Raw genomic sequence first — 23,912 nt, forward strand, 5'->3', positions numbered from 1 at the left:
CTTCGCCCATTGGGCATGGGTCCGCACCGCCTGGAGAACAGGATGACAAGAGCCGTATGACGGGAGACTGTCACGTACGGATCTGCGAGGGCCGGAGGGTGCGACTCCCTCCGGCTACTCGACCTGAGCGGCCGGATCAGCACTCCGCGTCGCGGGCGGCGGCGAGCAGCGCCGGGTCGATCGCCGGCTGGCCGCCCTGGGCCTGCTGACCGCCGTGCTGGTCGGGCTGCTGGGCATGCCATGCCGCCAACTGGTCCAGCGCCTTGCGGGCGCTGTCGTTCGGCAGCAGCTGGTCGAACTTCTTGCCGACCACCATGTCCACCGTCGCGTCCTGGCGGTTGTCGCGGACCAGTTCGAAGCACGGCGCGAGCAGGCTGAGCGTGCGCGCCGCGCCGGCGCCGTTGGCGCCGAACCGGAGCTGACCGCGGCAGGACAGGTCCCCGTCGGGATACAACGGATCGTTGTCCGGGTCGGCGGCCTGGGGGAAGCCGAACTCCTGCAGGCTCTCCGCCAGCCTGGTCGCCTGCCCCCGCTGCGAGCTGGCGTTGAGCACCCGGACGCGCGCCTGCGCGGCGGGCATCGGCGTGGTGCGGTCCAGCGCGTCATGCGGCAACACCTGGCCCAGCCCAGGGCCGGAGGTGTGCGGAGGATTACACCGGGTCGCCGTGTCCACGTCCGCGACCCCGTGCACCACCTTCGACCAGACCACGATGGTCGTCACGCCGAGGACCAGGAGCACGATCAGTGCGGGATACGGACGACGCCTCCGGTACCGCGACACCCGGCTACCCCCTGTCACGCTCGCGGCAACCACCCGGCCGCCTGTGTGGGCCCTCGGTCTGACGACCTTTGTTTCGCCCTGCTCAGCCTAGGCGTTTCGGCCTCGTCCTGCGGAATGGGACCGCACTACCCTGACTGCCTGCCCGAATGCCGGGACGCATGATCGGCGGGTGCCGGCGGAGTTGGTCTTCGGGCGCGGGGGTGAGTGCGATCGCAGAAGCAGGGTATCCGGCTGCTATGCCCGCGCCGCTGCAGGCCATGCCACACGGATGGGTGACCCGCTACGCGCTACGGGCTGCGATGGGCTACCCTTCCCGCGCTCCACGCGATGAGGTCGCTCTGGGGAATCGATTCCACAGGGGGTTGCGACCGGGCGATGCGGGCGAGACCTCCGTCACGTTGACGGAGGGCACAAACCGAGGCCCTGGAACGTTGACCAGCGGCACGCACACAGTCTCCGTTGACCGCAGGGGTGAAAGAAATGGCGACCGACTACGACGCTCCGCGCCGCAGCGAGGCCGAGGACCTCGCTGAGGACTCCCTGGAGGAGCTGAAGGCGCGGCGGAACGAGACGCAGTCCGGGGTCGTCGACGTCGACACCGACGCGCCGGACGAGAACTTCGAGCTGCCGGGGGCCGACCTGTCGAGCCTTTCCGGCGAGGAGCTCACCGTCAAGGTGCTGCCCAAGCAGGAGGACGAGTTCACCTGTTCCAAGTGCTTCCTGGTGCACCACCGCAGCCGGCTGGCCGAGGAGCACAACGGTCAGCTCATCTGCCGTGACTGTGCCTGAGTCGGGCTGACCGCGCCACGGCCTTCCCGCGGGAGGCGTGGAACGGCCGGCGTGGTCGGCCGGCCGGACGGCATACGTTCCAGGACTGCCGCGGCGACCCGGTACCGGGCGCACCGCGTTCCGGGCGCCGCGGGTGCTGCGGCCTTCGGGCAGGGTCTCTCCGCAGTGGGGTGCCGGCCCCGCGACGTTCGCGGAGCCGAAGTGGGCGGCACGGCCGGGGCGGCGTGCGCGGGTGCCCGGGATGGGTCAGCTCGGGCGGCGCAGCAGCTCCGCCAGCCGGTCCGCGGAGCGCACGCTGAACACCCAGTACGGGGTGGGATCCCGGGGATCGGTCAGCTCGACGCGCAGCGCGGACTTCACCCAGCCGCGGTGCACGACGAACGCCTGGGGATCCAGCTCCGGGCCGAGCGCCTTGCGCTTGGCCGTCCCGGTGAGCACCTCCACCTCGCCGATGTACTCGACGGGCAGGTGTGCGTCACCCACCCACAGTTCGCCGTCCCGCAGCTCGATCCTGACCCGGGACAGCCACGCCATGGCCAGCAGCACGATCGGGATGGTGATCAGGTACGGCAGCCACGCCCGCACCCCCGGGTAACCCATGTGCACTTCCGCGGCCAGCAGCACCGCCGCGGCCAGCGGCAGTGGCCAGCCCCACCACGGGACGTAGAGCCGCTCGCCGAACGTCGGCGTGCCTCGGCTGCTGCCGGGGGCGCCGCGTCCGGTCGCGGCCGCACCTGCGCTGTCGGTCACGGGTTCAGGGTAGTCTCGCCGGCCGTGGCCAGCGTGGAGGTCCTGCTGTCCCGGCTCGATCCGGGAATTCCGCCGCCCAGTTACGCCCGGACCGGTGACGCGGGCGCCGACCTGGTCACCACCGAGGACGTGGTGATCGAGCCGGGGGAGCGGGTGGTCGTCGGCACCGGTATCGCGATCGCGCTGCCGGCGGGCTATGCCGGCTTCGTCCATCCGCGGTCCGGTCTGGCCGCGCGGGTCGGGCTCAGCGTGGTGAACACGCCGGGCACGATCGACGCGGGCTACCGGGGGGAGATCCGGGTCTGCCTGGTCAACCATGACCTGCGCGAACCGGTGGTGCTGCGGCGCGGCGACCGGATCGCGCAACTGGTGGTACAGCGCGTCGAGCACGCGGTGTTCCGTGAGGTGGACGAGTTGCCCGACTCGGCGCGTGGCGCGGGTGGGTACGGCTCGACGGGTGGGCACGAGATGCTCGCGGAGAAGGAGTAACGGGGATGTTCGGAAGGCGCCGCACGCGCGGGCGGCATGAACTGCGCCGGGAGGCCGGCCGCGCCGCGCAGCCGGAGTTCGACCTCGACGAGCCGGACGACGAGGAGTTCGCCGAGGACACCGGCGGAAGCGGGCCGTTCGACGAGCTGGACGCGCCGGAGGACGGCGTGGCCCGGCTCGACCTCGGTTCGGTACGGCTGCCCGTGCCGGACGGTGCCCAGCTGCAGGTGGAGATCGACCCGTCGGGCCCGGTGCGGGCGGTGCACGTGGTCACCCCGGCCGGCCAGCTCACCGTCAGCGCCTACGCCGCGCCGCGCTCCGGCGGGCTGTGGGCGGAGGTCAGCGAGGAACTCGTGGAGCAGTTGCGGCGGGACGGTGCCACGGTGCGCCGGGAGCGCGGCGAGTGGGCCACCGAGCTGACCGCGGTGGCCAACGGGACGGCGCTGCGGTTCATCGGTGTGGACGGGCCACGGTGGATGCTGCGCGGGGTCGCCGCCGGGCCGATGGAGCAGGCTGGACCGCTCACCTACGCGCTGCGCGAGGTGGTCCGCGGCACCGTGGTGAGCCGGGGCGACAACCCGCTGCCGGTCCGCACCCCGTTGCCGCTGGAGCTTCCGGACGCGATCGCCCGGCACATCCAGCAGCAGTCCGCCCAGGCCTGACCGGCGCGGCCCACCCGCGCTTGGCGTCCGCGGCGGGCGATCGAGTAGGAAGGCGGCATGCCGACCCAGCGGCGGACCGGTCTGATCATCCCGGTGCCGGCGGCGGACCGGCTGCTGGACGCGGTGCGTGAGCGGCATCGGGGTGCGGTGCGGGACGTGCCGGCGCACGTGTCCGTGCTTTACCCGTTCCTGCCCGCCGAGGAGTTGGACGATTCGGTGGCCGCGTCCCTGCGGGAGGTGTTCGCGGCGCACCGGCCGACCGAGGTCGAGTTCGCCACCTGCCACCGGCGGCCCGGGTTCGTCGGGCTGCTGCCCGAGCCGCCGGACGTGCTGGACGCGCTGGCCGCCGCCACCCGGCGGCGGTGGCCCAGCATGCTGCCCTACGGCGGGGCGTTCGGCGAGGACCCCGGCGCTCACCTGACCGTGGCGATGGGCACCGGCGAGGCGACGTCGGCCGAGATCGAGGCCGAGGTCGGCGGGTGGCTCCCGCTACGCGCCCGGCTGGAGACCGCGTGGCTGGTGGTCTACGACGGGGCCTGGATGGTACACAGCATCTTCCCGTTCGGCGGCTGAGTACCGGGTCAGGCGGTGTCCGGGTCCGCGTCCCGGCCGCGCCGGCGCGCCGGGCGCTCCGCGCGGCCCTCGAACCGGCCGAGTTCGGTGATGATCGCGGAAACGGACCGCCGGGCCTCCGGGCTGAGCTGCATGGTGCGCAGCGCCACGTCCCTCACCTGGGCATCCCGCATGGCCTGCAGCAGCTCGATCTCCTCGTCCACCCGGCGCGACTGCTCGTCGTCGAAGAAGTAGGCCACCGGCACACCGAAGAACCCGGCCAGTGCCTCCAGATGCTTCATGGTCGGGTTGTCCCGGCGTCCCTGCCGGAGCTGCCAGATGTACGCGGCGGAGATGGTCGGACCGCGCCGCTCGCGGATCGCCTGGGCGACCTCCTCGTAGGTGTACGGCCCGCGGTCGGCGGGATGGACCACTCGGAACAGGTGCTCGAGCTTCTCCGCCAGCGAGCGTTGCTCAGCCATACCGTCCATCCCTTCGTCGGCCTCGCTCGCGGTGCCTGACGCGGAGGCTCGGGTCTGTGCTGCCACCTTCGGCGGACCGGCGTGGCCCTTACCTCACCGCGCGGGCCTGGTGCCCGTGGTCGCGCGGTGAGGCCGAACCCCCACACGGTCAACGCTGGGTAGCGTAGTCGTTTTTCTCAGTTGCGATCTATCCACCAACGGCTTACCGTGAGCCGGCGATCATAAACTGAAGTAAACAGCCGAGGCTGGTGACCCCGGTGTGGAGTGACGAGGGAGCACACCGCCTCGGGGCGCGCTCGTGCGGGGACCGGCCCGTGGGGGTGGGCCGGTCCCCTGGAGAGGGGCCGCCTTCCGCCGGCTCCGGCGCGTGCCACTCGTTCGAAAAAAGGCGTTGGGCTCCCTCGGCGATCCTGCGCACGGGGCCGACGAAACCGTGCCCGGCGCGGTTAGGCTGGCGGTTGGACGGGCACCGGTACGTGGGGCCCCGAGCGCACAGGAGCGCGGAGATGGGTAGCAACGGAGGCGGCTACTGGCGTCGCCTCGTCCGCCGGTTGACCAGCGACGTCGAAGAGCTGGACGCCGACGACCTGTCCCGGAAGGTGATGGCGGTCGGCGCCCAGCGGGCGTGCGACTGCCAGTCGGGTCAGGAGGTCACCGTGCTCGGCCAGTTGCGCAGCGTCGAGCTGTGCCCGCGGGACGCGGCGGCCACGCTGGAGGCCGAACTGTTCGACGGCACCGAGGGCGTCATGCTGGTGTGGTTGGGCAGGCGGCGCATTCCCGGCATCGAGCCCGGACGGACGATCAAGGCGCGCGGCCGGATCGCCGAGCGGGATGGACGCAAGGTTCTCTACAACCCCTACTACGAGTTGCAGACGACTTGATGAATCCCACCGGACGCGGAGCAGCCGCCGACCACCGGGCCGCCCACGCGGCGCCCGACGAACGCACCCAGCGAGCGGAACAGGACCAGGCCGAGCAGGCGGAGAACACCAACCGGCAACTCACCCTGCTGGAACAGATGGGCGGCATCGCGGGGCTCATCTACTCCACGTTGCCGGTCCTGGTGTTCATCGGGGTCAACGCGGTCTGGAGCCTGCAGCCGGCGATCTGGGCGGCGCTGGGCACCGCGATGGCCGTCGCCCTCTGGCGGCTGGTCCGCCGGGAGCCGTTGCAGCCCGCGGTGTCCGGCTTCTTCGGCGTGGCCATCGCCGCGTTCATCGCCTACCGCACCGGCTCCGCCAAGGGCTTCTTCCTCTTCGGCATCTGGACCAGCCTGGTCTACGGCGGGGTGTTCCTCGCCTCGGTGGTGGTGCGCTGGCCGCTGGTCGGGCTGCTCTGGTCGACGCTGAACGGCACCGGGTCCGCCTGGCGGGCGGACCCGCCGTCGCGGCTCGGCTACGACCTGGCCACCCTGGTGTGGGTGCTGGTGTTCGGCGCGCGGTTCGTGGTGCAGCGGTGGCTGTACGAGTCGGATCTGACCGGCTGGCTCGCCTTCGCCCGGATCGCCATGGGCTACCCGCTGACCGCGCTCGCCCTGCTGGTCAGCGTGTGGGCGGTGCGCAGGGCGGACAAGCGCCGCGCGCTGCTGGCCGAGGCGGAGGCCGCCGGCACCTGACCGGCGGCGACCTCGTCCGCGCGGCGGCCGCCGTCCCGGCTAGCCGTGGCTGACCAGCACGATCTCCAGGTCGCGCGGACCGTGCACGCCCTCCACCCGGGTGAGTTCGATGTCGCTGGTCGCCGAGGGGCCGCTGACGAAGGTGAGCGGCCGGCGCGGGTCGAGCCGGGCCAGCGCCTCGGGCACGTCCGCCACCACCTGATCGGCGCAGACCACCACCAGGTGGTGGTCCGGTACCAGGCTGAGCATCCGGCGACCCTGCCCGGGGCCGTGGTCCAGTACCACGGTGCCGGTCTCGGCGATCGCCACCGCGCAACCGGTGACCACCACGGCGTCCACCGCGTCCAGCACTGCCGGGGTCAGGGCGGGTCCGTCCAGCAGCAGCCGGCCGGGCTCGATGCCGCGCAGCCACTTCTCCGGCACACCCGGCGGCACCAGCAGCGTCCGCACCCGTGCGGCGGCGTGGAGCACCGCGGGCAACTCGTCCGGCAGCGTGTGCCGCACCACCGCCCGGTAGTCGGCCGCCCGCTCGGCGAACAGGTCGACCAAGCCGGTGTCGTGGTGCGCCCGCCGATACTTCCTGGGCACCTCGGAATCAGCGCCGTCGGCCGGCAGGTCGGCCAGCGCGGCCCGGATCCGGCCGAGAACCTCGTTGCGTGCCGTGATCATTCTTGTTCACCTGCCTCTCCGCGGGTTTGCGCGCCCACGATCACCTCAGCAGGGCGCATATGGCGTACGGGTCGCGTGCTGCTGGGCGCCCTGCCTCCGTGATCGTGCGGCCTGGCGGCCGGGAGCGCGCTCTGCGGTTGCTTCGTGTTCATTCCGTTCGGCCTCGGGTGCGACGCCACCAGGCGCGGAACGACTCCGGTGCCGGCGTGGGCACGTCCCTGCTCTCCGCCCACCCGGTCAGCGGCCAGCGCAGCCGGCCAACCAGCCGCCGGGCGCGCGCGGCGGCGCGCTGCGCCATGCCCAGGCGGCGCGGACCGCCGAGGGTCCACGCGGCCGCCGCCATCGCGGCCCGCTCGGCGGTGGGCAGCACGCGGCGGCGCTTCGCGTCCACCGCCTTCGCCCGCAGGTGCACCAGCACCTCGGGAATGTCGATGGCCACCGGGCAGACCTCGTAGCAGGCGCCGCACAGCGTGGACGCGTACGGCAGGCTCGCCTCCAGCGGCCCGGCCGTCCCGCGCAGCTGCGGGGTGAGGATCGCGCCGATCGGCCCCGGATACACCGAGCCGTACGCGTGCCCACCGACCCGCTCGTACACGGGGCACACGTTCAGGCACGCCGAGCAGCGGATGCAGCGCAGTGCCTGCCGGCCGACCCGGTCGGCCAGCACCCCGGTGCGGCCGTTGTCGACCAGCACCACGTGCAACGCCTGCGGCCCGTCGCCGGGGTGCACCCCGGTCCATGTCGAGGTGTAGGGGTTCATCCGCTCGGCGGTGGAGGAGCGGGGCAGCAGTTGGAGGAAGACCTCCAGGTCGGCCCAGGTGGGGACGAGCTTCTCGATGCCGACCACGGAGATCAGCGTGTCCGGCATGGTCAGGCACATCCGGCCGTTGCCCTCGGACTCCAGCACCACCAGGGTGCCGGTCTCGGCGACCGCGAAGTTCACCCCGGACACCGCGACCCTGGCGGCGAGAAACTTCCGCCGCAGGTGCCGCCGGGCGGCCTCGGCCAGCGCCGTGGCGTCGTCGGAGAGATCCGCGGGCACGTCCGCCATCGCCCGCCGGAAGATCTCCCGGATCTCCGCGCGGTTGCGGTGGATCGCCGGGACCAGGATGTGCGACGGCCGGTCCCGGTCGAGCTGCACGATCAGTTCGGCGAGGTCGGTCTCCCAGGCCATGATCCCGGCCTCGGCGAGCGCGTCGTTCAGGCCGATCTCCTGGGTGGCCATGGACTTGACCTTGACCACCTCGGTTTCGCCGGTTTCCCGCACCAGGTCGGTGATGATCCGGTTCGCCTCGGCGGCGTCCCGGGCCCAGTGCACCGTGCCGCCCGCCGCGGTGATCGCCTCCTCCAACTGGACGAGGTAGCGGTCGAGGTGACGGAGGGTGTGGTCCTTGATCGCGGCGCCGGCGGCGCGCAGCTCGGCCCAGTCGTCCAACTCGGCGACGACCTCGGCGCGCCGACCCCGGATGGTGCCGGTGGCGTGCTCAAGGTTGCGCCGCAACTGGGTGTCGGCCACCGCCGCCCGCGCCGCGCGCGGAAACGCGGGCATGCCCAGGTACGTTCCGCTCACACGTGCTCCGTCCTTCGTGCCCCGGGGGCGCGGTGGTGAGGTCGGGCGGGGCTCATGGCTTTCTCCTCCGCGGCCAGGATCTCCGCCAGGTGCATCACCCGGGTGCCGGCACGCAGCCGGGACAGCAGCCCGCCGAGGTGCATCAGGCAGGAGTTGTCCGCCGCGCACAGCACCTCGGCGCGGGTGGACAGCACGTGCCGCAGCTTGTCGGTGCCCATGGCGACCGAGACGTCCGGGTTCTTCATCGCGAACGTGCCGCCGAAGCCGCAGCATTCGTCCGCGTGCGGCAGGTCGACGAGCTCGATGCCGCGCACCTCGCGCAGCAGCCGCAGCGGCCGGTCGCCCAGCCGCAGCGCACGCAGCGAGTGGCAGGTCGGGTGGTAGGTCACCCGGTGCGGGAAGGCGGCGCCCACATCCGTCACGCCGAGCACGTCCACCAGGAACTCGGTCAGCTCGTACACCCGCGGCGCGATGTCGGCGACCTCGGTGGCCAGCCGGTCGTCCCCGGCGGACTCGGCGACCCGGGCGTGGTGGTCGCGCACCGTCCCGGCACACGACGCCGACGGGGTGACGATCGCGTCCAGGTCGGCGAAGGCGCGGGCGAACCGGCGTACCAGCGGGATGGCCTCCCGCTGGTAGCCGGTGTTCAGGTGCATCTGCCCGCAGCAGGTCTGCTCCGCCGGGAAGACCACGGTGTGCCCGAGCCGCTCCAGCAGCGCGGTTACCGCCTTGCCGGTCCGCGGGAACAGGGTGTCGTTGAAACAGGTGATGAACAGGCCGATGCGCATCACAGACATTCCTCAGGGCAACATCCAGTCGAGGACGGGCAAGGACTGCAGGGCGACGAGCAGGCACAGCGCGAGCACCAGCGGCACGCTGTAACGGATGGCGGCGCGGAACAGCCGGCCCTCCTCGCCTTCCTTGTTGACCGCGACCGCCGCGATCGCCAGGTTCTGCGGCGAGATCATCTTGCCGAGCACGCCGCCGGAGCTGTTCGCCGCGACCAGCAGCGTGGGGTTGATGCCGGCCTTGGCGCCCGCGGCCACCTGCAGCGAGGCGAACAGCGCGTTGGATGAGGTGTCCGAACCGGTGACCGCGGTGCCGAACCAGCCGAGCAGCGGGGAGAGGAAGGCCAACAGGCCGCCGGTACCGGCCACAAAGGTGCCGATCGTGGTGGTCTCCCCGGACAGGTTCATCACGTAGGCCAGGGCGAGCACGGTGGCCACGGTGAGAATCGCCATCCGCAGCTTGCGCACGGTCAGCCACCACTCGTGCAGGGAGGTGCGCCATCCCACCCGCAGGACCACGGTCGCGACCAGGCCGGAGATCACCAGCAGGGTGCCAGGCGTGGCCAGCCAGTTGAACGTGAACGTGGCCGCGCTGACCGGCTTGCCCGCGCTGCTGACCACGTGCAGTCCCGGCCAGGTGAACTTCTTGGTGACCGCGTCCAGGGCGTGTGCCACCGCCGGCACCTGGGCGGTGGCGAACACCGCGACGATGATCAGGTACGGGGAAATGGCGGTGAGCACCCGACCGGGGGACACCCGGGTGCTCACCGCCGCGCCCGGACCGCCGCCGGCTGCCTCGACCAGCACCGAGGAGCGCGCTTCCTCGGTGCCGCGGGGCTGCCAGGCGCGCAGCAGCGCGGCGACGGCGAGCAGGCTTACCAGGGCCGCCACGATGTCGGTCAGTTCGATGGACAGGAAGTTGGAGCAGGCGAACTGCGCCAGCGCGAAGGTGATCCCGCACACCGCGGCGGCCGGCCAGGTCTGCCGCAGGCCACGCCGCCCGTCCACCAGGGCGACCAGCAGGAACGGCACGACCAGCGCGAGGATCGGGGTTTGCCGGCCGACCATCGCGCCGATCGTGTCGGCCGGAATACCGGTGAGCTTGCCCGCGGTGATGATCGGCACGGCGATCGCCCCAAACGCCACCGGGGCGGTGTTGGCAAGCAGCGCCGCCCCCGCGGTGCGCAGCGGGGAGAGGCCGAGCGCGGTGAGCATCGACGCCGTGATCGCCACCGGCGCGCCGAACCCGGCCAGTGCCTCCAGCAGCGCGCCGAAGCAGAACGCGATGACCAGTACCTGCACCCGCGGGTCGGTGGAGACCAGGCCGAACGCTCGTCTCAGGTCGTGGAAGTGACCACGGGGGAAGGTGAGTTGGTGGATCCAGATCGCGTTGATCACGATCCACATGATCGGGAAGACACCGAACGCGGCGCCCTCCACCGCGGCGAGCGCGGCCTGGTCGTACGGCATCCGGTAGACGAGGGCGGCCACCACCAGCGCCACGGCCAGCCCGGCCAGCCCCGCGACATGCGCACGGGTCCGGAACAGGCCGAGCAGCACGAAGATGGTCAGCAGCGGCACGGCGGCGACCAGGGCGGACAGCCCGAGCGCGCCGAGGGGGTCGAGCACCTGCCGGTACATGTGTTCTCCCACGACGGTGTGGATGACAGGAGATGTGGTCAGACCAAACTTTGGTATATCTGACGGTAAGGTCCGGCTGCGTGCATGGCAAGATGTGGGGGAGCAGATTTTTTGCGTCCGCCTGATCGAATCGAGGTGCCCGCGATGACGACCGAATGGGAGCCGGTGCAGCGGGCCAAGACGTACGAGCTGGTGCTGGACAAGATCGAAGAGCAGATCCTGACCGGCCGGCTGCGGGTGGGCGATCGGCTCCCACCGGAGCGGCAGCTCGCGGCGGCGCTCGGGGTCAGCCGGCCCGCGCTGCGCGAGGCGCTGCGCATTCTGGAGGCCCAGGGCGCGCTGGTCGCCCAGGTGGGCCGCGGCCCGGATGCCGGGGCCACGATCGCCGCGCAGCCCGCCGACGCGCTCGGCCGGCTGCTCCGGCTACACCTCGCACTCAGTCACTACGACCTGGGCGAGGTCGTCGACGCGCGCGTGATGTTCGAGCGCGCCAGCGTCACCGCAGCCGCAGTGGGCGGCTCACCGGAGCGACTGCAGCGAGCCGAGAAGATCCTCGACGAGATGGAGACTCCTGGCCTGCCCCGTGAGGAGTTCAACGACCTGGACACCCGCTACCACGTGGAGCTGGCGCTCGCCTCGGGAAACCAGCTGGTCGGCACCATGACCGCGGCGCTGCGCGAGTCCGTGCGGCACCTGATCCTCCATGCGTTCGCCCAGCTCACCGACTGGGAGGGGACCGCGGGGATGCTGCGCGCGCAGCACCGGGCGATCCTGCGCGCGGTGCGAAGCGGCCGGCCCGAGGAGGCCGCCGTCGCGGTGGAGGCGCACATTCGCGGCTTCCTCGGCAAGCTCGCTGAACAGCGCACGGCCATCACGGAGCGTTAACGGTCCGGTCCGGATCGTGCCCGCACCGGCGGGCCGGACGGGGGCCGGGCCGCGGCTCAGCCCAGTGCGGCGCGGATCTCCTGCTCGACGTCGGTGGCCGCGACGAACAGCAGCTCGTCGCCGGCCTCCAGCGGGTCGTCCGGCTGCGGCACGATCACCCGGCCACCGCGCAGGATGGTCACCAGCGCGGCGTCCCGGGGCAGCTTCAGGTCGCGTACCGGCTGACCGGCCAGCGGGGTGCCCTCGGGCAGGGTCAGCTCCACCAGATTGGCCTGACCCTGCCGCAGGGTGAGCAGCCGCACCAGGTCGCCGACGCTGACCGCCTCCTCCACCATGGCCGCGAGAATGCGCGGGGTGGACACCGCGACGTCCACCCCCCACGCCTCGGTGAACAGCCACTCGTTCGCCGGGTCGTTGACCCTGGCCACCACGCGGCGCACCGCGAACTCGGTCTTGGCCAGCAGCGAGACCACCAGGTTGACCTTGTCGTCACCGGTCGCGGCGATGACCACGTCGCAGAGCTGCATGCCGGCGTCCTCCAGCGAGGACAGCTCGCAGGCGTCGGCCAGCACCCATTCCGCCTGCTCCACGATGTGCGGCTCGAACTGGGTGCGGTCCCGCTCGATGAGCATGACCTGGTGGCCGCCGGCGATGAGTTCCGCCGCGATGGAACGGCCGACGGCGCCGGCCCCAGCGATCGCGATCCGCATCTAGTGCCCCTCCTCGGGTGGCTGCCCCGCGGCCACGGTGACGTCGGTGACGGTGCCGGACAGCGCGGCGACGTAGACCACGTCGTCGGCCTGCACCACGGTGTCCGCCTCGGGCAGCACCCCGGTGCCGAACCGCATGATGAACGCGACCCGGCAGTTGGCGTTCTCCTCCAGCTCGCGGACGGTGTGGCCGACCCATCCCTCGTGCACCGGCAACTGCAGCACGGCCACCGACCCGGACGGCTCCCGCCACGCGGTGGCCACGCCCTCCGGGAGCAGCATGCGCAGGAACCGGTCCGTGGTCCAGGGCACCGTGGCCACCGTGGGGATGCCCAGCCGCTCGTACACGGCGGCGCGCTTGGCGTCGTAGATGCGCGCCACGACGTGCTTTACGCCGAAGGTCTCCCTGGCGACTCTGGCGGAGATGATGTTGGAGTTGTCGCCGCTGGACACCGCGGCGAACGCGCCGGCCCGCTCGATGCCGGCCTCGGCCAACACCTGCCGGTCGAACCCGTTGCCCACCACCTGCTGGCCGTGGAAGTCGCTGCCCAGCCGGCGGAAGGCCTGCTGGTCCTTGTCGATCACGGCGACCTGGTGGTTGAGCCGCTCCAGGGCGTTGGCCAGGGATGCACCCACCCGGCCGCAGCCCATGATCACCACGTGCACGACGTGCCCTCCTCGCTGATGCGGGCAGCACGGTACCTGAGTACCCGCTTCCCCGGTGAGTGCCGTCAGTGGCACTTCGGTGCATCACCGGGCAGCAACCTACCGGCCACTGGTCTGACCCGGTGATATGGGCGCCTACGCTGTGTCGCCATGCCAGGGTATGTGGCCCCGATCGGGCGGCGGGTGACGCGGCGGTGACGGAGCACGCCGAGCCCGCGGACTGGACCGGCCGGCGCTTCGAGGTGACCGCCGGCCCGGTCGCGCACGGCGGGCACTGCGTGGCCAGGGTGTCCGGTCGGGTGGTGTTCGTCCGGCACGCGCTGCCCAGCGAGCGGGTGCTGGCGGAGGTCACCGAGGACCACGGCGGCTCCTACTGCCGGGCGGACGCGGTGCGGGTGCTCGCCGCCGCCCCGGACCGGGTGGATCCACCGTGCCCGGTGGCCCGGCCGGGCGGCTGCGGCGGCTGCGACTGGCAGCACGCGTCCGCCGCGGCACAGCGTGAGCTCAAGGCGGTGGTGGTGGCCGAGCAGCTGCGGCGGCTGGCCGGGCTGGAGTGGCCGGTGCGGGTCGAGCCGCTGCCCGGCGGCGTGCTGGGCTGGCGCACCCGGGTGCGGCTGGTGGTGGACGGGCACGGCCGCCCGGGGTTCCGCGCGCACCGCAGCCACCGCGTCGTGCCGGTGCCCGGCGGCTGCCCGATCACCGTGCCGGGCGCGCTGGACGGCGTGCTCGCCGGTACCTGGCGGCCCGGCGCCGAACTCGAGGTGGTGCGGGACGCCGCCGGCGAGGTGCACGTCACCGAGCTGCCGCCGGCCCGGGATCGCCGGGCCAGGCCGAGGCGGGTGGCCGGCAGCGACGTGGTCACCGAGCGCGCGGCCGGCCGGGAGTGGCGGCTGGCCACCCACGGGTTCTGGCAGGTCCACCCGGCGGCCGCGGACACGCTCGCCGCGGTGGTGGGCGAGTGGGCCGCGGCGCCGGGCGGGGGAGTGGCCTGGGACCTCTACGGCGGCGTCGGGCTGTTCGCGGCGGTCCTTGCCGACCAGGTCGGTGCGGACGGGTCGGTACTGGTCGTGGAGGCGTCCCGGCGCGCGGTCGCGGACGGCGCGGCCAACCTGGCCGACCTGCCGCAGGTCCGGTTCGCCACCGGGCCGGTGGATCGGGTGCTGGCCCGTCCCGACCTGGCCGGCGAGCGCCCGGACGTGGTGGTGCTGGATCCGCCGCGCAAGGGAGCCGGCCGGGCGGTGGTCGGCGCGATCGCGGGGCGGGCGCCCGCACGCGTCGTCTACGTCGCCTGCGATCCAGCCGCGCTGGCCAGAGACGTCGCCCTGTTCGCTGGGCACGGCTACGCGCTCACCGCGGTGCGCGCCTTCGACGCGTTCCCCATGACGCATCACGTGGAGTCCGTCGCGCTGCTCGCTCCGTCACCCGACGTGAACTGAAGCGACGGCCGAGCCGGCGGCCGGCCGAGCCCGGCGCCCGGCCCGCGGGGGCCGAGGCCACGCGTACCGGGTCGCGGCCCGCGATCGACATGTGCTCGAGGGTCGGTTTTGTCGGTGCCGAGTGCCAGGATCGGCGCATGGAACCGGTGGAGAGGTTCGACCGCGCGGCCGCCGCGGTCTCGGCCGTGGTGAGCAATCTCACCGGCGACCGGCTCGACCTGCCCAGGCGGCGGGCCGGACCGCCCGGCCCGGAGGCAACCCCCGGCCCGCCCGGCGCGTCCCCCTGGATGGCCGCGCCGTGGCAGGTGCGTGCCTCGGCCGGCTCGTGCCGGTCCTGGCCGACTCGCCCGGGTGGACCAACCTTGAACAGGCAGACGCGATAGATCTCCGTAGACTGGCCGGAGTTGCCTTCCGGCCGCCCGGTCCGGAGTAACGGCGATCAGACGCCCGGTACCCATGGCGAGGTGAAGCGGTGACCCTGCTGGAGTCCGTGCACGGCCCGGCCGACCTCAAACGGATGGATCACGCCGAGCTGGCCCAGCTCGCCCAGGAGATCCGTACGTTCCTGGTTGACAAGGTTTCCCGTACCGGGGGCCACCTGGGCCCCAACCTCGGCGCCGTGGAGCTCACCCTGGCCGTGCACCGGGTCTTCGACTCCCCGCACGACGCCCTGGTGTTCGACACCGGCCACCAGAGTTATGTGCACAAGATCGTCACCGGGCGCGCCGACGGGTTCGACCGGCTGCGCAAGAAGGACGGGCTCTCCGGCTACCCGTCCCGCAGCGAGAGCCCGCACGACTTGGTGGAGAACAGCCACGCCTCCACCGCACTGTCCTATGCGGACGGTCTCGCCAAGGCGTTCCAGCTGAGCGGCGCGCGCCGGCACGTGGTCGCGGTGGTCGGCGACGGCGCGCTCACCGGCGGCATGTGCTGGGAGGCGTTGAACAACATCGCCGCCGACCAGACCCGTCCGGTGGTGATCGTGGTCAACGACAACGGTCGCTCCTACTCGCCGACCATCGGTGGGCTCGCCGACCACCTGGCCGCGCTGCGGCTGCGCCCCGGTTACGAGCGGGCGCTGGAGAGCGGCAAGCGCGCCCTGCAGCAGACCCCGCTGGTCGGCAAGCCGCTCTACGCCGCGCTGCACGCCGCCAAGCGCGGGCTGAAGGACGCCCTGAGCCCGCAGATCCTGTTCGAGGATCTGGGCCTGAAGTACCTCGGCCCGATCGACGGGCACGACATGCGCGCCCTGGAACAGGCCTTCCACCTGGCCAAGTCGTTCGGCGGGCCGGTGATCGTGCACGCGGTGACCCGCAAGGGCAACGGCTACGCCCCGGCCGAGAACGACGAGGCCGACCAGATGCACCAGGTCAAGGTGATCGACCCGGAGACCGGTCTGCCGATGGCGCCGGCGCCGCCGAGCTGGACCTCGGTGTTCTCCAGGGAGCTGGTGAAGATCGGTGGCGAGCGGGACGACGTGGTGGCGATCACCGCCGCCATGCCCGGCCCGACCGGGCTGGAGGCCTTCGCCAGGGCGTACCCGGGCCGGTGCTTCGACGTCGGCATCGCGGAGCAGCACGCGATGACCTCGGCCGCCGGCCTGGCCATGGGCGGTATGCATCCGGTGGTCGCGGTCTACTCCACCTTCCTCAACCGGGCCTTCGACCAGTTGCTCATGGACGTCGCGCTGCACCGGCAGCCGGTCACCGTGGTGCTGGACCGGGCCGGTATCACCGGCGACGACGGGCCCAGCCACAACGGCATGTGGGACATGTCGATCCTCGGCGTGGTGCCCGGCCTGCGGCTGGCCGCGCCGCGGGACGCGGTGACGCTGCGCGAGGAGCTGCGCGAGGCGGTCGCCATCGACGACGGCCCCTCCGTGGTGCGTATCCCCAAGGGCGCCGTGGTGGACGAGGTGCCCGCGGTGGACCGCGTCGGCACCGTGGACGTGCTGCGCCGCCCCGCCGACGCGGAGGGCGCGGACGTGCTGCTGGTCGCCGTCGGCGCGTTCGGTGAGCTGGGCGTGGCCGCCGCGCAGCGGTTGGCCGACCAGGGCATCGGGGTGACCGTGGTGGACCCGCGCTGGGTCACCCCGGTTCCGCCGGAGCTGGTGGAACTGGCCGCGCGGCACCGGCTGGTGGTCACCGTGGAGGACGGCGGCCGGCACGGCGGGTTCGGCTGGGCGCTGGCCGCCGCGCTGCGGGACGCCGACGTGGACGTGCCGCTGCGCGACCTCGGCGTGCCGCGGCGGTTCCTGGCGCACGCCTCGCGCGGCGAGGTGCTCGCCGACCTCGGCCTCACCGCCCAGGACGTGGCCCGCCGGGTCACCGAGTGGGCCGCGGACCGGCTCGGCGAGTCCGGCCCCACCCCGGCCACACCGTCCGCTGTGGACGGTCATGGCCAGCCGGTGGAGAAGGGCGAGACCACCTGACCGCGCGTCCGCGGAACGCGACCAAATCGCTGGGGTGGTGACCGGCCGGCCGCTATCGTCTCTCCGGTGTCGCGGGAGAAGGTGCTGGTAACCGGCAGTTCCGGGCATCTCGGCGAGGCGCTGGTCCGGGTGCTGCGCGACCGGGGGCACGAGGTCGTCGGCCTTGACGTGCTCGACTCGCCGTACACCACCGTGGTCGGTTCGATCGCCGACCGGTCCGTGGTGCGCCGCTGCCTCGCCGGGGTCGGCACGGTGCTGCACGCCGCGACCCTGCACAAACCGCACGTGGTGTCGCACGACCGGCAGGCGTTTGTGGACACCAACGTCACCGGCACGCTGACCCTGCTGGAGGAGGCCGCTGCCGCCGGCGTCGGCGGTTTCGTGTTCACCAGCACGACCAGCGCCTTCGGGCACGCGCTCAGCCCGCCGCCGGGTGCCCCGGCGGCGTGGATCACCGAGGACGTCGCCGGAGTACCGAAGAACGTCTATGGCGTCACCAAGACCGCGGCCGAGGACCTGTGCCAGCTCGTGCACGCCGACCACGGCCTGCCCGTCGTGGTGCTGCGCACCTCCCGGTTCTTTCCCGAGCCCGACGACTCCGACGACGTGCGGGCCGCCTACGCCGACGCCAACGTCAAGGCCAACGAGTACCTCTACCGCCGCGTCGACATCGCGGACGTGGCCAGCGCCCACCTGCTCGCCATGTCCGCCGCGCCCGCGCTCGGCTTCGCCCGGTACGTCATCAGCGCGACCACCCCGTTCACCCGGGACGACCTCACCGCGCTCGGCGAGGACGCGCCCGCTGTGGTGCGCCGGCTCTTTCCGGCCTACGAGGCCGAGTACGCGCGGCGCGGCTGGCGGATGTTCCCCCGGATCGACCGGGTGTACGTGAACGCGCGCGCCCGGGCCGAACTGGGCTGGGCGCCGCGTTACGACTTCCGCTACGTGCTCGATTGCCTGGCCGCGGACGAGGACCCGCGCAGCCCGCTCGCCCGCGCCGTCGGCACCAAGGGCTACCACCCCGTCACCACCGGCGTCTACACGGTCCGCTGACGGGCCGATGAGTTCCGGTCCCGCGCCCGGTAAGTCCTACCGACGCCGAAGCGAAGGGGAGGACCATGACACGGAACGGCACCATGCTGGATCTCGGGCCCGCGGCGGGGCAGCTCACGACCATGCTGGGCAACGTCACCGATGAGCACCTGCTCGCACCGACACCCTGTGCCGAGTACCGGGTGGCCGACCTGCTCGGCCATCTCATGGGACTGACGATGGCCTTCCGGTGGGCGGCGACCAGGTCGACCCCCACCGAGGAGGAGGGGCAGCCCGGGGTTTCGGCGGCCGGCCTGGACCCGGAGTGGCGTCACCGGCTGCCCGTGCGGCTCGACCTGCTGGTCGCCGCCTGGCGGGATCCGGCGGCCTGGACCGGGGTCACCGAGGTCGGCGGGGTGACGCTGCCGGGCACGACGGCCGGCGGGTTCGCCCTGAACGAGCTGGTGCTGCACGGCTGGGACCTGGCCCGTGCCACGGGCCAGCCGTTCCACTGCGATCCCGAGGTGGCCGAGGCGTCGCTGCGGTTCACCGCCGCCGTCGTCGAGCAGGGATTCCCCGCCTACGGGCCGCCCGTCGACGTGCCGGATGACGCTCCTGTGGTGCACCGCCTGCTCGCCCTCGCCGGCCGCGACCCGGACTGGGCGGCGTAACCGGTACCAGCCCGGACCACGTCCCGGGTCGGTGATCCTTGCCGTGGCTCACGGACGCGCGCGACCTGCACCGTCCACACGGGGCGGTGCTATGGCACGGTGGAGGCGTGCGCATCCTGGTGGTTGAAGACGAACAGCCGCTCGCCGAAGCGATCGCCCGCGGCCTGCGGCGCGAGGGCATGGCCGTGGACATCTCCCTGGACGGGGACTCCGGCCACGAGAAGGCGATGGTCACCCGGTACGACGTGGTGGTGCTCGACCGTGACGTGCCCGGCATGTCCGGGGACGAGCTGTGCCGGGAGATCGTCAGCTCCGGTGCGCTCACCCGAGTGATCATGCTCACGGCCAGCGGCGCGGTCGAGGACCGGGTCGAGGGGCTGTCCCTGGGCGCCGACGACTATCTGGCCAAGCCCTTCGCCTTCCCCGAGCTGGTGGCCCGGGTCCGGGCGCTGGCCCGGCGGGCGACCCCGGCCACGCCGCCCGTGCTGGTCGCCGGTGACGTCGAGCTGGACCCGGCCAAGCGGACGGTGACCAGGGCCGGCCGCCCGATCGAGCTGACCCGCAAGGAGTTCGGCGTGCTGGAGGTGCTGCTGTCCGCCGCCGGCTCCGTGGTCAGCAGCGAGGAGCTGCTGGAGCGGGTGTGGGACGAGAACGCCGACCCGTTCACCACCACGGTCCGAGTGACCGTGATGACGCTGCGCAAGAAGCTCGGCGAGCCCGGCATCATCGAGACGGTGGTCGGCTCCGGCTACCGGGTGCCCAGCGCGGGCGACGGCGCCGCGGCGGCCCGCACCGGGGTTGACGCTGCGGAGGGCTGACATGCGTGCCGGGGTGCGCACGCGGCGCGGCCCCGGGCTGCGTGCTCGGATCACCCTGCTGGCCACCGGGCTGGTCGCCGCGGTCAGCGGCCTGCTGCTCTGGCTGGGCTGGCTGCTGGTGGGCCGGGTGGTCGGCGCGGTCCCGCAGCTTCCGGCCGGCGCCACGGTCCGGGTGCGCGGCGTGGACGTCGACGCCGGCCAACTCGGCGCCGCGCTCCGGGACGGCGCACGGGCCCAGGTGCTCCAGGCCGGGTCGATCGCGTTCCTGTGCGTCGTGGCCGCGGCCGCGATCCTGGCCTGGACCATCACCGGCCGGGTGCTGCGGCCGCTGCACGAGGTCACCGGCACCGCGCGCCAGCTGTCCGCGGAGTCCCTGGACGAGCGGCTCAACCTGGGCGGTCCCCGCGACGAGGTCGCCGAGCTGGCCGACACCTTCGACGGGATGCTGGACCGGTTGCAGGCCGCGTTCGACGCGCAGCGCCGGTTCGTCGCCAACGCCAGCCACGAGCTGCGCACCCCGCTGTCGGTGATCCGCACCGAGCTGGAGGTCACCCTCAGCGATCCCACCGCGGACGTGGCCGAGCTGCGGCGCATGGCCGAGGTGGTGCGCTCGGCGGCGTCCCGGGCCGAGCGGCTGGTCGGCGCGCTGCTGCTGCTCGCCCGCACCGACGGTGCCGGCCTGGGCGTCCGTGAGCCGGTGGACCTCTCCAACGTGGTGACCACCGCCTGGCAGGCGGTCCGGGCCGAGGCGAAGGACCGCAAGGTGCGGGTGTCCCTGCACACCAAACCGGCGCCCGCGGTGGGCGATCCCGCGTTGCTGGAGCGGGTGGCCGGGAATCTGCTGGAGAACGCCGTGCGGCACAACGTGGACGGCGGCTGGATCGAGGTGGACACCGACAGCGGTCCGGAATGGACGGAGCTGCGGGTCAGCTCCTCGGGCACGGAGGTCGGCGCGGAGCGGGTGGCCGACCTGTTTGAACCCTTCCGCCGGGGGGCGGCGGACCGCACCGCCCGCGGCGGCTCCGGTCTGGGCCTGTCCATCGTCCGCGCGGTGGTCGTCGCGCACGGCGGCTGGGTGCACGCCACTCCCGTCCCCGGCGGCGGCCTCACCGTCACCGTCCAACTCCCCGCCGCCCCCTGAACGGCGCCGGGCGGCCGCCACCTCGCCTTACCCGGCGCTCGCCGCGGCGGCCCGGGTACGCGCGGCCACCCATGCGCCCAGCAGTGGACCGGACACCAGCGAAGGGAGCGTGTACGCGGTGACCACGGCGCCGGCCAGCAGGCTGCTGCCGGTGCGGTCCAGGACGAGCAGCACCACGGCACCGCCGACCGTCTCGTCGGCCACCCTGGCCAACGTCGCCGCGGCCAGGTACGCCAGCACCGGGCGCCGCGACACCCGAGCGGCGGCGGGGGCATCGGTCACCGAGAGCGCTCCAATGTCCGGGAGCTAGCCCGCCTCCGGCCGCCACTCAGCCGAATATGCCGGCGCGACGACCGGCCGCCGCCCTCCGCCACGGCCCACCGCCCGGACGGCCGGCCCGAAGCGGCCGGGCTTGCGCGACCCGGGGTGGCGACGCGGACGGCGGCGCATACGCTGTCCTCCCGTGTCGAAGGTCGCTACCGCCGCCAAGCGGCTGTTGGTGGGTAGGCCGTTCCGCAGTGACCGGCTCGGCCACACCCTGCTGCCCAAGGCCATCGCGCTGCCGGTGTTCGCGTCCGATGCGCTGTCCTCCGTCGCGTACGCGCCGGAGGAGGTCTTCCGCACGCTGAGCGTCGCGGGTCTCTCCGCCTACAGCTTCTCCCCGTGGGTCGGTGGCGCGGTTGCCCTGGTGATGCTGGTGGTGGTCGCGTCCTACCGGCAGAACGTGCACGCCTACCCGTCCGGCGGCGGCGACTACGAGGTGGCCACCACCAACCTCGGCCAGTGGTTCGGGCTCACCGTGGGCAGCGCACTGATGGTGGACTACGTGCTCACCGTGGCCGTGTCCACCTCGTCGGGCATCGCCAACATCGGCTCCGCGATCCCGTTCATCGGCCGTAACGAGCTGCTGTTCTGCCTGCTCGTGGTGGGGCTGCTGACCGTGATGAACCTGCGCGGTGTGCGCGAGTCGGGTACCGCGTTCGCGATCCCCACCTACGGCTTCATGGCCGGCGTGTTCGGCATGGTCGCCTGGGGTGTGGTGCGCCTCGGCGCGGGCGCCGACCTGCACGCGGAGAGCGCCGCGTACCAGCTACGTGGTGAAGGCTCCGTGGTCGGGCTGGGCTTCGCCTTCCTACTGCTGCGCACGTTCTCCTCCGGGTGCGCCGCGCTGACCGGGGTGGAGGCGATCAGTAACGGCGTGCCCGCCTTCCGCAAGCCCAAGTCGCGCAACGCCGCGACCACGCTGCTGATGATGGGGTTGATCGCGGTGTCCATGCTGATGGGCATCATCGGCCTGGCCATCGCCACCGACGTGCACTTCGCCGACGACCCGGCCACCCAGCTCGTCGGCGCCCCGGCCGACTACCAGCAGAAGACGATCCTCGCGCAGATCGCGCAGGCGGTGTTCAGCAACTTCCCGCCCGGCTTCTACTACGTCTCCTTCGTCACCGGAATCATCCTGGTACTGGCGGCGAACACCGCGTTCAACGGCTTTCCGGTGCTCGGCTCGATCCTGGCGCAGAACCGCTACCTGCCCCGCCAGCTCTACACCCGTGGCGACCGGCTGGCCTACTCCAACGGCATCCTGTTCCTCGCGGTGTTCGCCACCGTGCTGATCGTCGCCTTCGACGCGGACGCCACCAAGCTGATCCAGCTCTACATCGTCGGCGTGTTCGTCTCCTTCACCTGCAGCCAGGCCGGCATGATCCGGCACTGGAACCGGTTGCTGCGCACCGAGACCGACCGCGCGGCACGCCGGCGGATGCGCCGCTCGCAGACCATCAACGCGATCGGCCTGTCCTGCACCGGTGTGGTGCTGGTGATCGTGGTGGTCACCAAGTTCGCCGCCGGCGCGTGGATCGCGATCGCCGCGATGGCCGCGATCTTCCTGCTGATGAGCGCGATCCGGCGGCACTACGACGGAGTCGCCCTGGAACTGCAGCACGGCGAGCGGGACGCCGTGCTGCCGGCCCGCAACCACGCCATCGTGCTGGTCTCCCAGCTCCACCTGCCCACCGTGCGCGCCCTGGCCTATGCCAAGGCGATCCGGCCGGACCGGCTGGAGGCGGTGACCGTGAACGTGGACGACGCCGGCACCCGGGAGCTGATGCGCCGCTGGGAGGAGGAGAACATCAGCGTCCCGCTGCGGGTGGTCGAGTCGCCCTACCGCGAGATCACCCGGCCGGTGCTGGAGTACGTCCGCCGGGTGCGCACCGACAACCCGCGGGACGTGGTCACCGTGTTCATCCCGGAGTACGTGGTGGGCCACTGGTGGGAGCACCTGCTGCACAACCAGAGCGCGCTACGGTTGAAGACCCGGCTGCTGTTCCAGCCGGGCGTGATGGTGACCAGCGTGCCGTGGCAGCTCACCTCGTCCCGGCGGGCCTGGGAGCGGGCGAAGCGCCGGCAGCTCGCCACCGCGCCCGGCTCGGTCCGGCGTGGCCTGTCCGAGGGCCCCGCCAGGACCGGTCCCGCCGCCGGCTCCTGAGGGCATCTCCCCGAGCCGGTTGACCTCCAGCGCGGTGCAGGCCGCACGCTGCCCGGGTGGATCCCGAGATGGTGAACGCGTACCTGGCCCGGATCGGCGCCCGGCGGCCGGCCGCACCGACCCCCGAGGCGCTCGCCGACCTGCACGAGCGCCATCTGCTGGCGGTGCCGTTCGAGAACCTGAGCGTGCACCTTGGCGAGCGGGTGGTGCTGTCCGAGGACGCGCTGGTCGACAAGATCGTGCGGCGGCGCCGCGGCGGCTTCTGCTACGAGCTCAACGGTGCGTTCGCCGCGCTGCTGCGGGCGCTCGGCTACCGTGTCACCCTGCTGGCCGGCCGGGTGTTCGACGAGCACGGCCGGCTCGGCCCGCCGTACGACCACCTGGCGCTGCGGGTGGACGCGGGCGAGCCGCTGCTGGTGGATGTCGGTTTCGGCCAGCACACCCGGCGACCGCTGCGCCTGGACGAGCCCGTCGACCAGCGTGACCCGGACGGCGTGTTCCGCATCGTGCCGGCCGCGGAGGGCGATGTCGACGTGCTGCGCGCCGGAGAGCCGCAGTACCGGCTGGAGACCCGGGCCCGGACGCTCGCCGACTTCACGGCCACGTGCTGGTGGCACCAGACCTCGCCGCACTCTTACTTCACCCGCTCGCTGGTCTGCTCGATGCCCACCGCGACCGGGCGGATCACGCTCAGCGGCAACCGGCTGATCCGCACCCGCGACGGCCGCAGGGCGGAGCAGGTGCTGGATACCGACGCCGCCGTGCTCGCCGCTTACCGCCGCCACTTCGGCCTGCACCTCGACCGCGTGCCGGCCGTCTCCTGACCGGGCGGCCAACCGCGCCGGT

At 72.8% G+C, this 23,912-nt stretch carries 25 protein-coding genes; 15 read left to right on the forward strand and 10 right to left on the reverse strand.

From position 1 onward, the window contains the following. Positions 1 to 136: 136 nt before the first annotated feature. Positions 137 to 814 (reverse strand): envelope integrity protein Cei, encoded by a 678-nt coding sequence (cei, locus tag FFT21_RS22440; RefSeq protein ID WP_137815909.1) that lies wholly within the window; start codon positions 812 to 814, stop codon positions 137 to 139. Positions 815 to 1,261: 447 nt separating this feature from the next. Between cei and FFT21_RS22445 the strand changes: the two genes are divergently transcribed. Further along, a complete protein-coding gene (locus FFT21_RS22445) occupies positions 1,262 to 1,570 on the forward strand; it encodes a DUF4193 domain-containing protein (RefSeq protein ID WP_137815910.1) in 309 nt (102 codons plus the stop codon). Positions 1,571 to 1,816: 246 nt separating this feature from the next. On the opposite strand, the gene FFT21_RS22450 is transcribed toward FFT21_RS22445, so the two are convergent. Then, the gene (locus FFT21_RS22450) at positions 1,817 to 2,320 is read right to left on the reverse strand and encodes a DUF3093 domain-containing protein (protein ID WP_137815911.1); all 504 of its coding nucleotides are present in this window, start codon (positions 2,318 to 2,320) and stop codon (positions 1,817 to 1,819) included. Between the two features lie 24 nt (positions 2,321 to 2,344). On the opposite strand from FFT21_RS22450, the gene dut reads away from it, so the two are divergent. The 3 genes from dut to FFT21_RS22465 are packed head-to-tail and all read left to right on the forward strand — an operon-like array spanning position 2,345 to position 4,044. Continuing rightward, the gene (gene dut, locus FFT21_RS22455) at positions 2,345 to 2,809 is read left to right on the forward strand and encodes a dUTP diphosphatase (RefSeq protein WP_137815912.1); all 465 of its coding nucleotides are present in this window, start codon (positions 2,345 to 2,347) and stop codon (positions 2,807 to 2,809) included. A gap of 5 nt (positions 2,810 to 2,814) precedes the next feature. Continuing rightward, complete coding sequence (locus FFT21_RS22460; protein ID WP_137815913.1) at positions 2,815 to 3,471, forward strand: DUF3710 domain-containing protein; 657 nt, start codon at positions 2,815 to 2,817, stop codon at positions 3,469 to 3,471. Between the two features lie 57 nt (positions 3,472 to 3,528). After that, complete coding sequence (locus FFT21_RS22465; protein ID WP_137815914.1) at positions 3,529 to 4,044, forward strand: 2'-5' RNA ligase family protein; 516 nt, start codon at positions 3,529 to 3,531, stop codon at positions 4,042 to 4,044. Between the two features lie 8 nt (positions 4,045 to 4,052). On the opposite strand, the gene FFT21_RS22470 is transcribed toward FFT21_RS22465, so the two are convergent. Then, positions 4,053 to 4,505 (reverse strand): helix-turn-helix domain-containing protein, encoded by a 453-nt coding sequence (locus FFT21_RS22470; protein ID WP_225978646.1) that lies wholly within the window; start codon positions 4,503 to 4,505, stop codon positions 4,053 to 4,055. 506 nt (positions 4,506 to 5,011) lie between these two features. Between FFT21_RS22470 and FFT21_RS22475 the strand changes: the two genes are divergently transcribed. Both FFT21_RS22475 and FFT21_RS22480 read left to right on the forward strand, forming a co-directional pair. Then, positions 5,012 to 5,386, forward strand: a complete 375-nt coding sequence (locus FFT21_RS22475) for an OB-fold nucleic acid binding domain-containing protein (protein WP_137815916.1) — start codon at positions 5,012 to 5,014, stop codon at positions 5,384 to 5,386. After that, positions 5,386 to 6,120, forward strand: a complete 735-nt coding sequence (locus tag FFT21_RS22480) for a DUF3159 domain-containing protein (RefSeq protein WP_137815917.1) — start codon at positions 5,386 to 5,388, stop codon at positions 6,118 to 6,120. Before FFT21_RS22475 ends, FFT21_RS22480 begins: the two co-directional genes overlap by 1 nt. Positions 6,121 to 6,159: 39 nt before the next feature. On the opposite strand, the gene FFT21_RS22485 is transcribed toward FFT21_RS22480, so the two are convergent. The 4 genes from FFT21_RS22485 to FFT21_RS22500 all read right to left on the reverse strand — a co-directional run bounded on the left by FFT21_RS22485 (position 6,160) and on the right by FFT21_RS22500 (position 10,800). Then, positions 6,160 to 6,789, reverse strand: coding sequence for a LutC/YkgG family protein (locus FFT21_RS22485; RefSeq protein ID WP_225978647.1), 630 nt, complete (start codon positions 6,787 to 6,789; stop codon positions 6,160 to 6,162). A 148-nt stretch (positions 6,790 to 6,937) separates the two neighbouring features. Continuing rightward, the gene (locus FFT21_RS22490; protein ID WP_225978648.1) at positions 6,938 to 8,359 is read right to left on the reverse strand and encodes a lactate utilization protein B; all 1,422 of its coding nucleotides are present in this window, start codon (positions 8,357 to 8,359) and stop codon (positions 6,938 to 6,940) included. Next, on the reverse strand, positions 8,356 to 9,147 hold the full coding sequence (locus tag FFT21_RS22495) for a (Fe-S)-binding protein (protein WP_137815918.1): 792 nt from the start codon (positions 9,145 to 9,147) through the stop codon (positions 8,356 to 8,358). The genes FFT21_RS22490 and FFT21_RS22495 overlap by 4 nt, the downstream gene beginning before the upstream one ends. A gap of 12 nt (positions 9,148 to 9,159) precedes the next feature. Continuing rightward, positions 9,160 to 10,800 carry an L-lactate permease gene (locus FFT21_RS22500; RefSeq protein WP_307722955.1) on the reverse strand — a complete coding sequence of 547 codons (1,641 nt, stop codon included), beginning with the start codon at positions 10,798 to 10,800 and terminating at the stop codon, positions 9,160 to 9,162. A gap of 132 nt (positions 10,801 to 10,932) precedes the next feature. On the opposite strand from FFT21_RS22500, the gene FFT21_RS22505 reads away from it, so the two are divergent. Then, positions 10,933 to 11,673: a FadR/GntR family transcriptional regulator gene (locus tag FFT21_RS22505; RefSeq protein WP_137815919.1), complete on the forward strand. Its 741-nt coding sequence runs from the start codon at positions 10,933 to 10,935 to the stop codon at positions 11,671 to 11,673. A gap of 56 nt (positions 11,674 to 11,729) precedes the next feature. Here the strand turns inward: FFT21_RS22505 and FFT21_RS22510 are convergent, their stop codons facing one another. Both FFT21_RS22510 and FFT21_RS22515 read right to left on the reverse strand, forming a co-directional pair. Further along, positions 11,730 to 12,383, reverse strand: a complete 654-nt coding sequence (locus FFT21_RS22510; RefSeq protein WP_137815920.1) for a potassium channel family protein — start codon at positions 12,381 to 12,383, stop codon at positions 11,730 to 11,732. Next, positions 12,384 to 13,049 (reverse strand): potassium channel family protein, encoded by a 666-nt coding sequence (locus tag FFT21_RS22515; protein ID WP_137815921.1) that lies wholly within the window; start codon positions 13,047 to 13,049, stop codon positions 12,384 to 12,386. It abuts the gene before it with no gap. A 194-nt stretch (positions 13,050 to 13,243) separates the two neighbouring features. Between FFT21_RS22515 and FFT21_RS22520 the strand changes: the two genes are divergently transcribed. The 6 genes from FFT21_RS22520 to FFT21_RS22545 all read left to right on the forward strand — a co-directional run bounded on the left by FFT21_RS22520 (position 13,244) and on the right by FFT21_RS22545 (position 20,578). Then, positions 13,244 to 14,485 carry a class I SAM-dependent RNA methyltransferase gene (locus FFT21_RS22520; protein WP_137815922.1) on the forward strand — a complete coding sequence of 414 codons (1,242 nt, stop codon included), beginning with the start codon at positions 13,244 to 13,246 and terminating at the stop codon, positions 14,483 to 14,485. A gap of 472 nt (positions 14,486 to 14,957) precedes the next feature. Next, a complete protein-coding gene (gene dxs, locus FFT21_RS22525; RefSeq protein WP_137815923.1) occupies positions 14,958 to 16,916 on the forward strand; it encodes a 1-deoxy-D-xylulose-5-phosphate synthase in 1,959 nt (652 codons plus the stop codon). 66 nt (positions 16,917 to 16,982) lie between these two features. Next, positions 16,983 to 17,969, forward strand: a complete 987-nt coding sequence (locus FFT21_RS22530; RefSeq protein ID WP_137815924.1) for an NAD-dependent epimerase/dehydratase family protein — start codon at positions 16,983 to 16,985, stop codon at positions 17,967 to 17,969. Positions 17,970 to 18,034: 65 nt separating this feature from the next. Beyond that, positions 18,035 to 18,619 (forward strand): TIGR03086 family metal-binding protein, encoded by a 585-nt coding sequence (locus FFT21_RS22535; protein WP_137815925.1) that lies wholly within the window; start codon positions 18,035 to 18,037, stop codon positions 18,617 to 18,619. Between the two features lie 107 nt (positions 18,620 to 18,726). Then, positions 18,727 to 19,437 carry a response regulator transcription factor gene (locus FFT21_RS22540; RefSeq protein ID WP_137815926.1) on the forward strand — a complete coding sequence of 237 codons (711 nt, stop codon included), beginning with the start codon at positions 18,727 to 18,729 and terminating at the stop codon, positions 19,435 to 19,437. Between the two features lies 1 nt (position 19,438). Beyond that, on the forward strand, positions 19,439 to 20,578 hold the full coding sequence (locus FFT21_RS22545) for a sensor histidine kinase (protein WP_137815927.1): 1,140 nt from the start codon (positions 19,439 to 19,441) through the stop codon (positions 20,576 to 20,578). A 27-nt stretch (positions 20,579 to 20,605) separates the two neighbouring features. Here the strand turns inward: FFT21_RS22545 and FFT21_RS22550 are convergent, their stop codons facing one another. After that, positions 20,606 to 20,860: a hypothetical protein gene (locus tag FFT21_RS22550; RefSeq protein WP_192909692.1), complete on the reverse strand. Its 255-nt coding sequence runs from the start codon at positions 20,858 to 20,860 to the stop codon at positions 20,606 to 20,608. 181 nt (positions 20,861 to 21,041) lie between these two features. On the opposite strand from FFT21_RS22550, the gene FFT21_RS22555 reads away from it, so the two are divergent. Both FFT21_RS22555 and FFT21_RS22560 read left to right on the forward strand, forming a co-directional pair. Next, a complete protein-coding gene (locus tag FFT21_RS22555; RefSeq protein WP_137815928.1) occupies positions 21,042 to 23,066 on the forward strand; it encodes an APC family permease in 2,025 nt (674 codons plus the stop codon). A 56-nt stretch (positions 23,067 to 23,122) separates the two neighbouring features. Further along, positions 23,123 to 23,890, forward strand: coding sequence for an arylamine N-acetyltransferase family protein (locus tag FFT21_RS22560; protein ID WP_137815929.1), 768 nt, complete (start codon positions 23,123 to 23,125; stop codon positions 23,888 to 23,890). Positions 23,891 to 23,912 lie beyond the last annotated feature (22 nt).

It is taken from the genome of Gandjariella thermophila, from assembly GCF_005405885.1.
Lineage (GTDB): Bacteria > Actinomycetota > Actinomycetes > Mycobacteriales > Pseudonocardiaceae > Gandjariella > Gandjariella thermophila.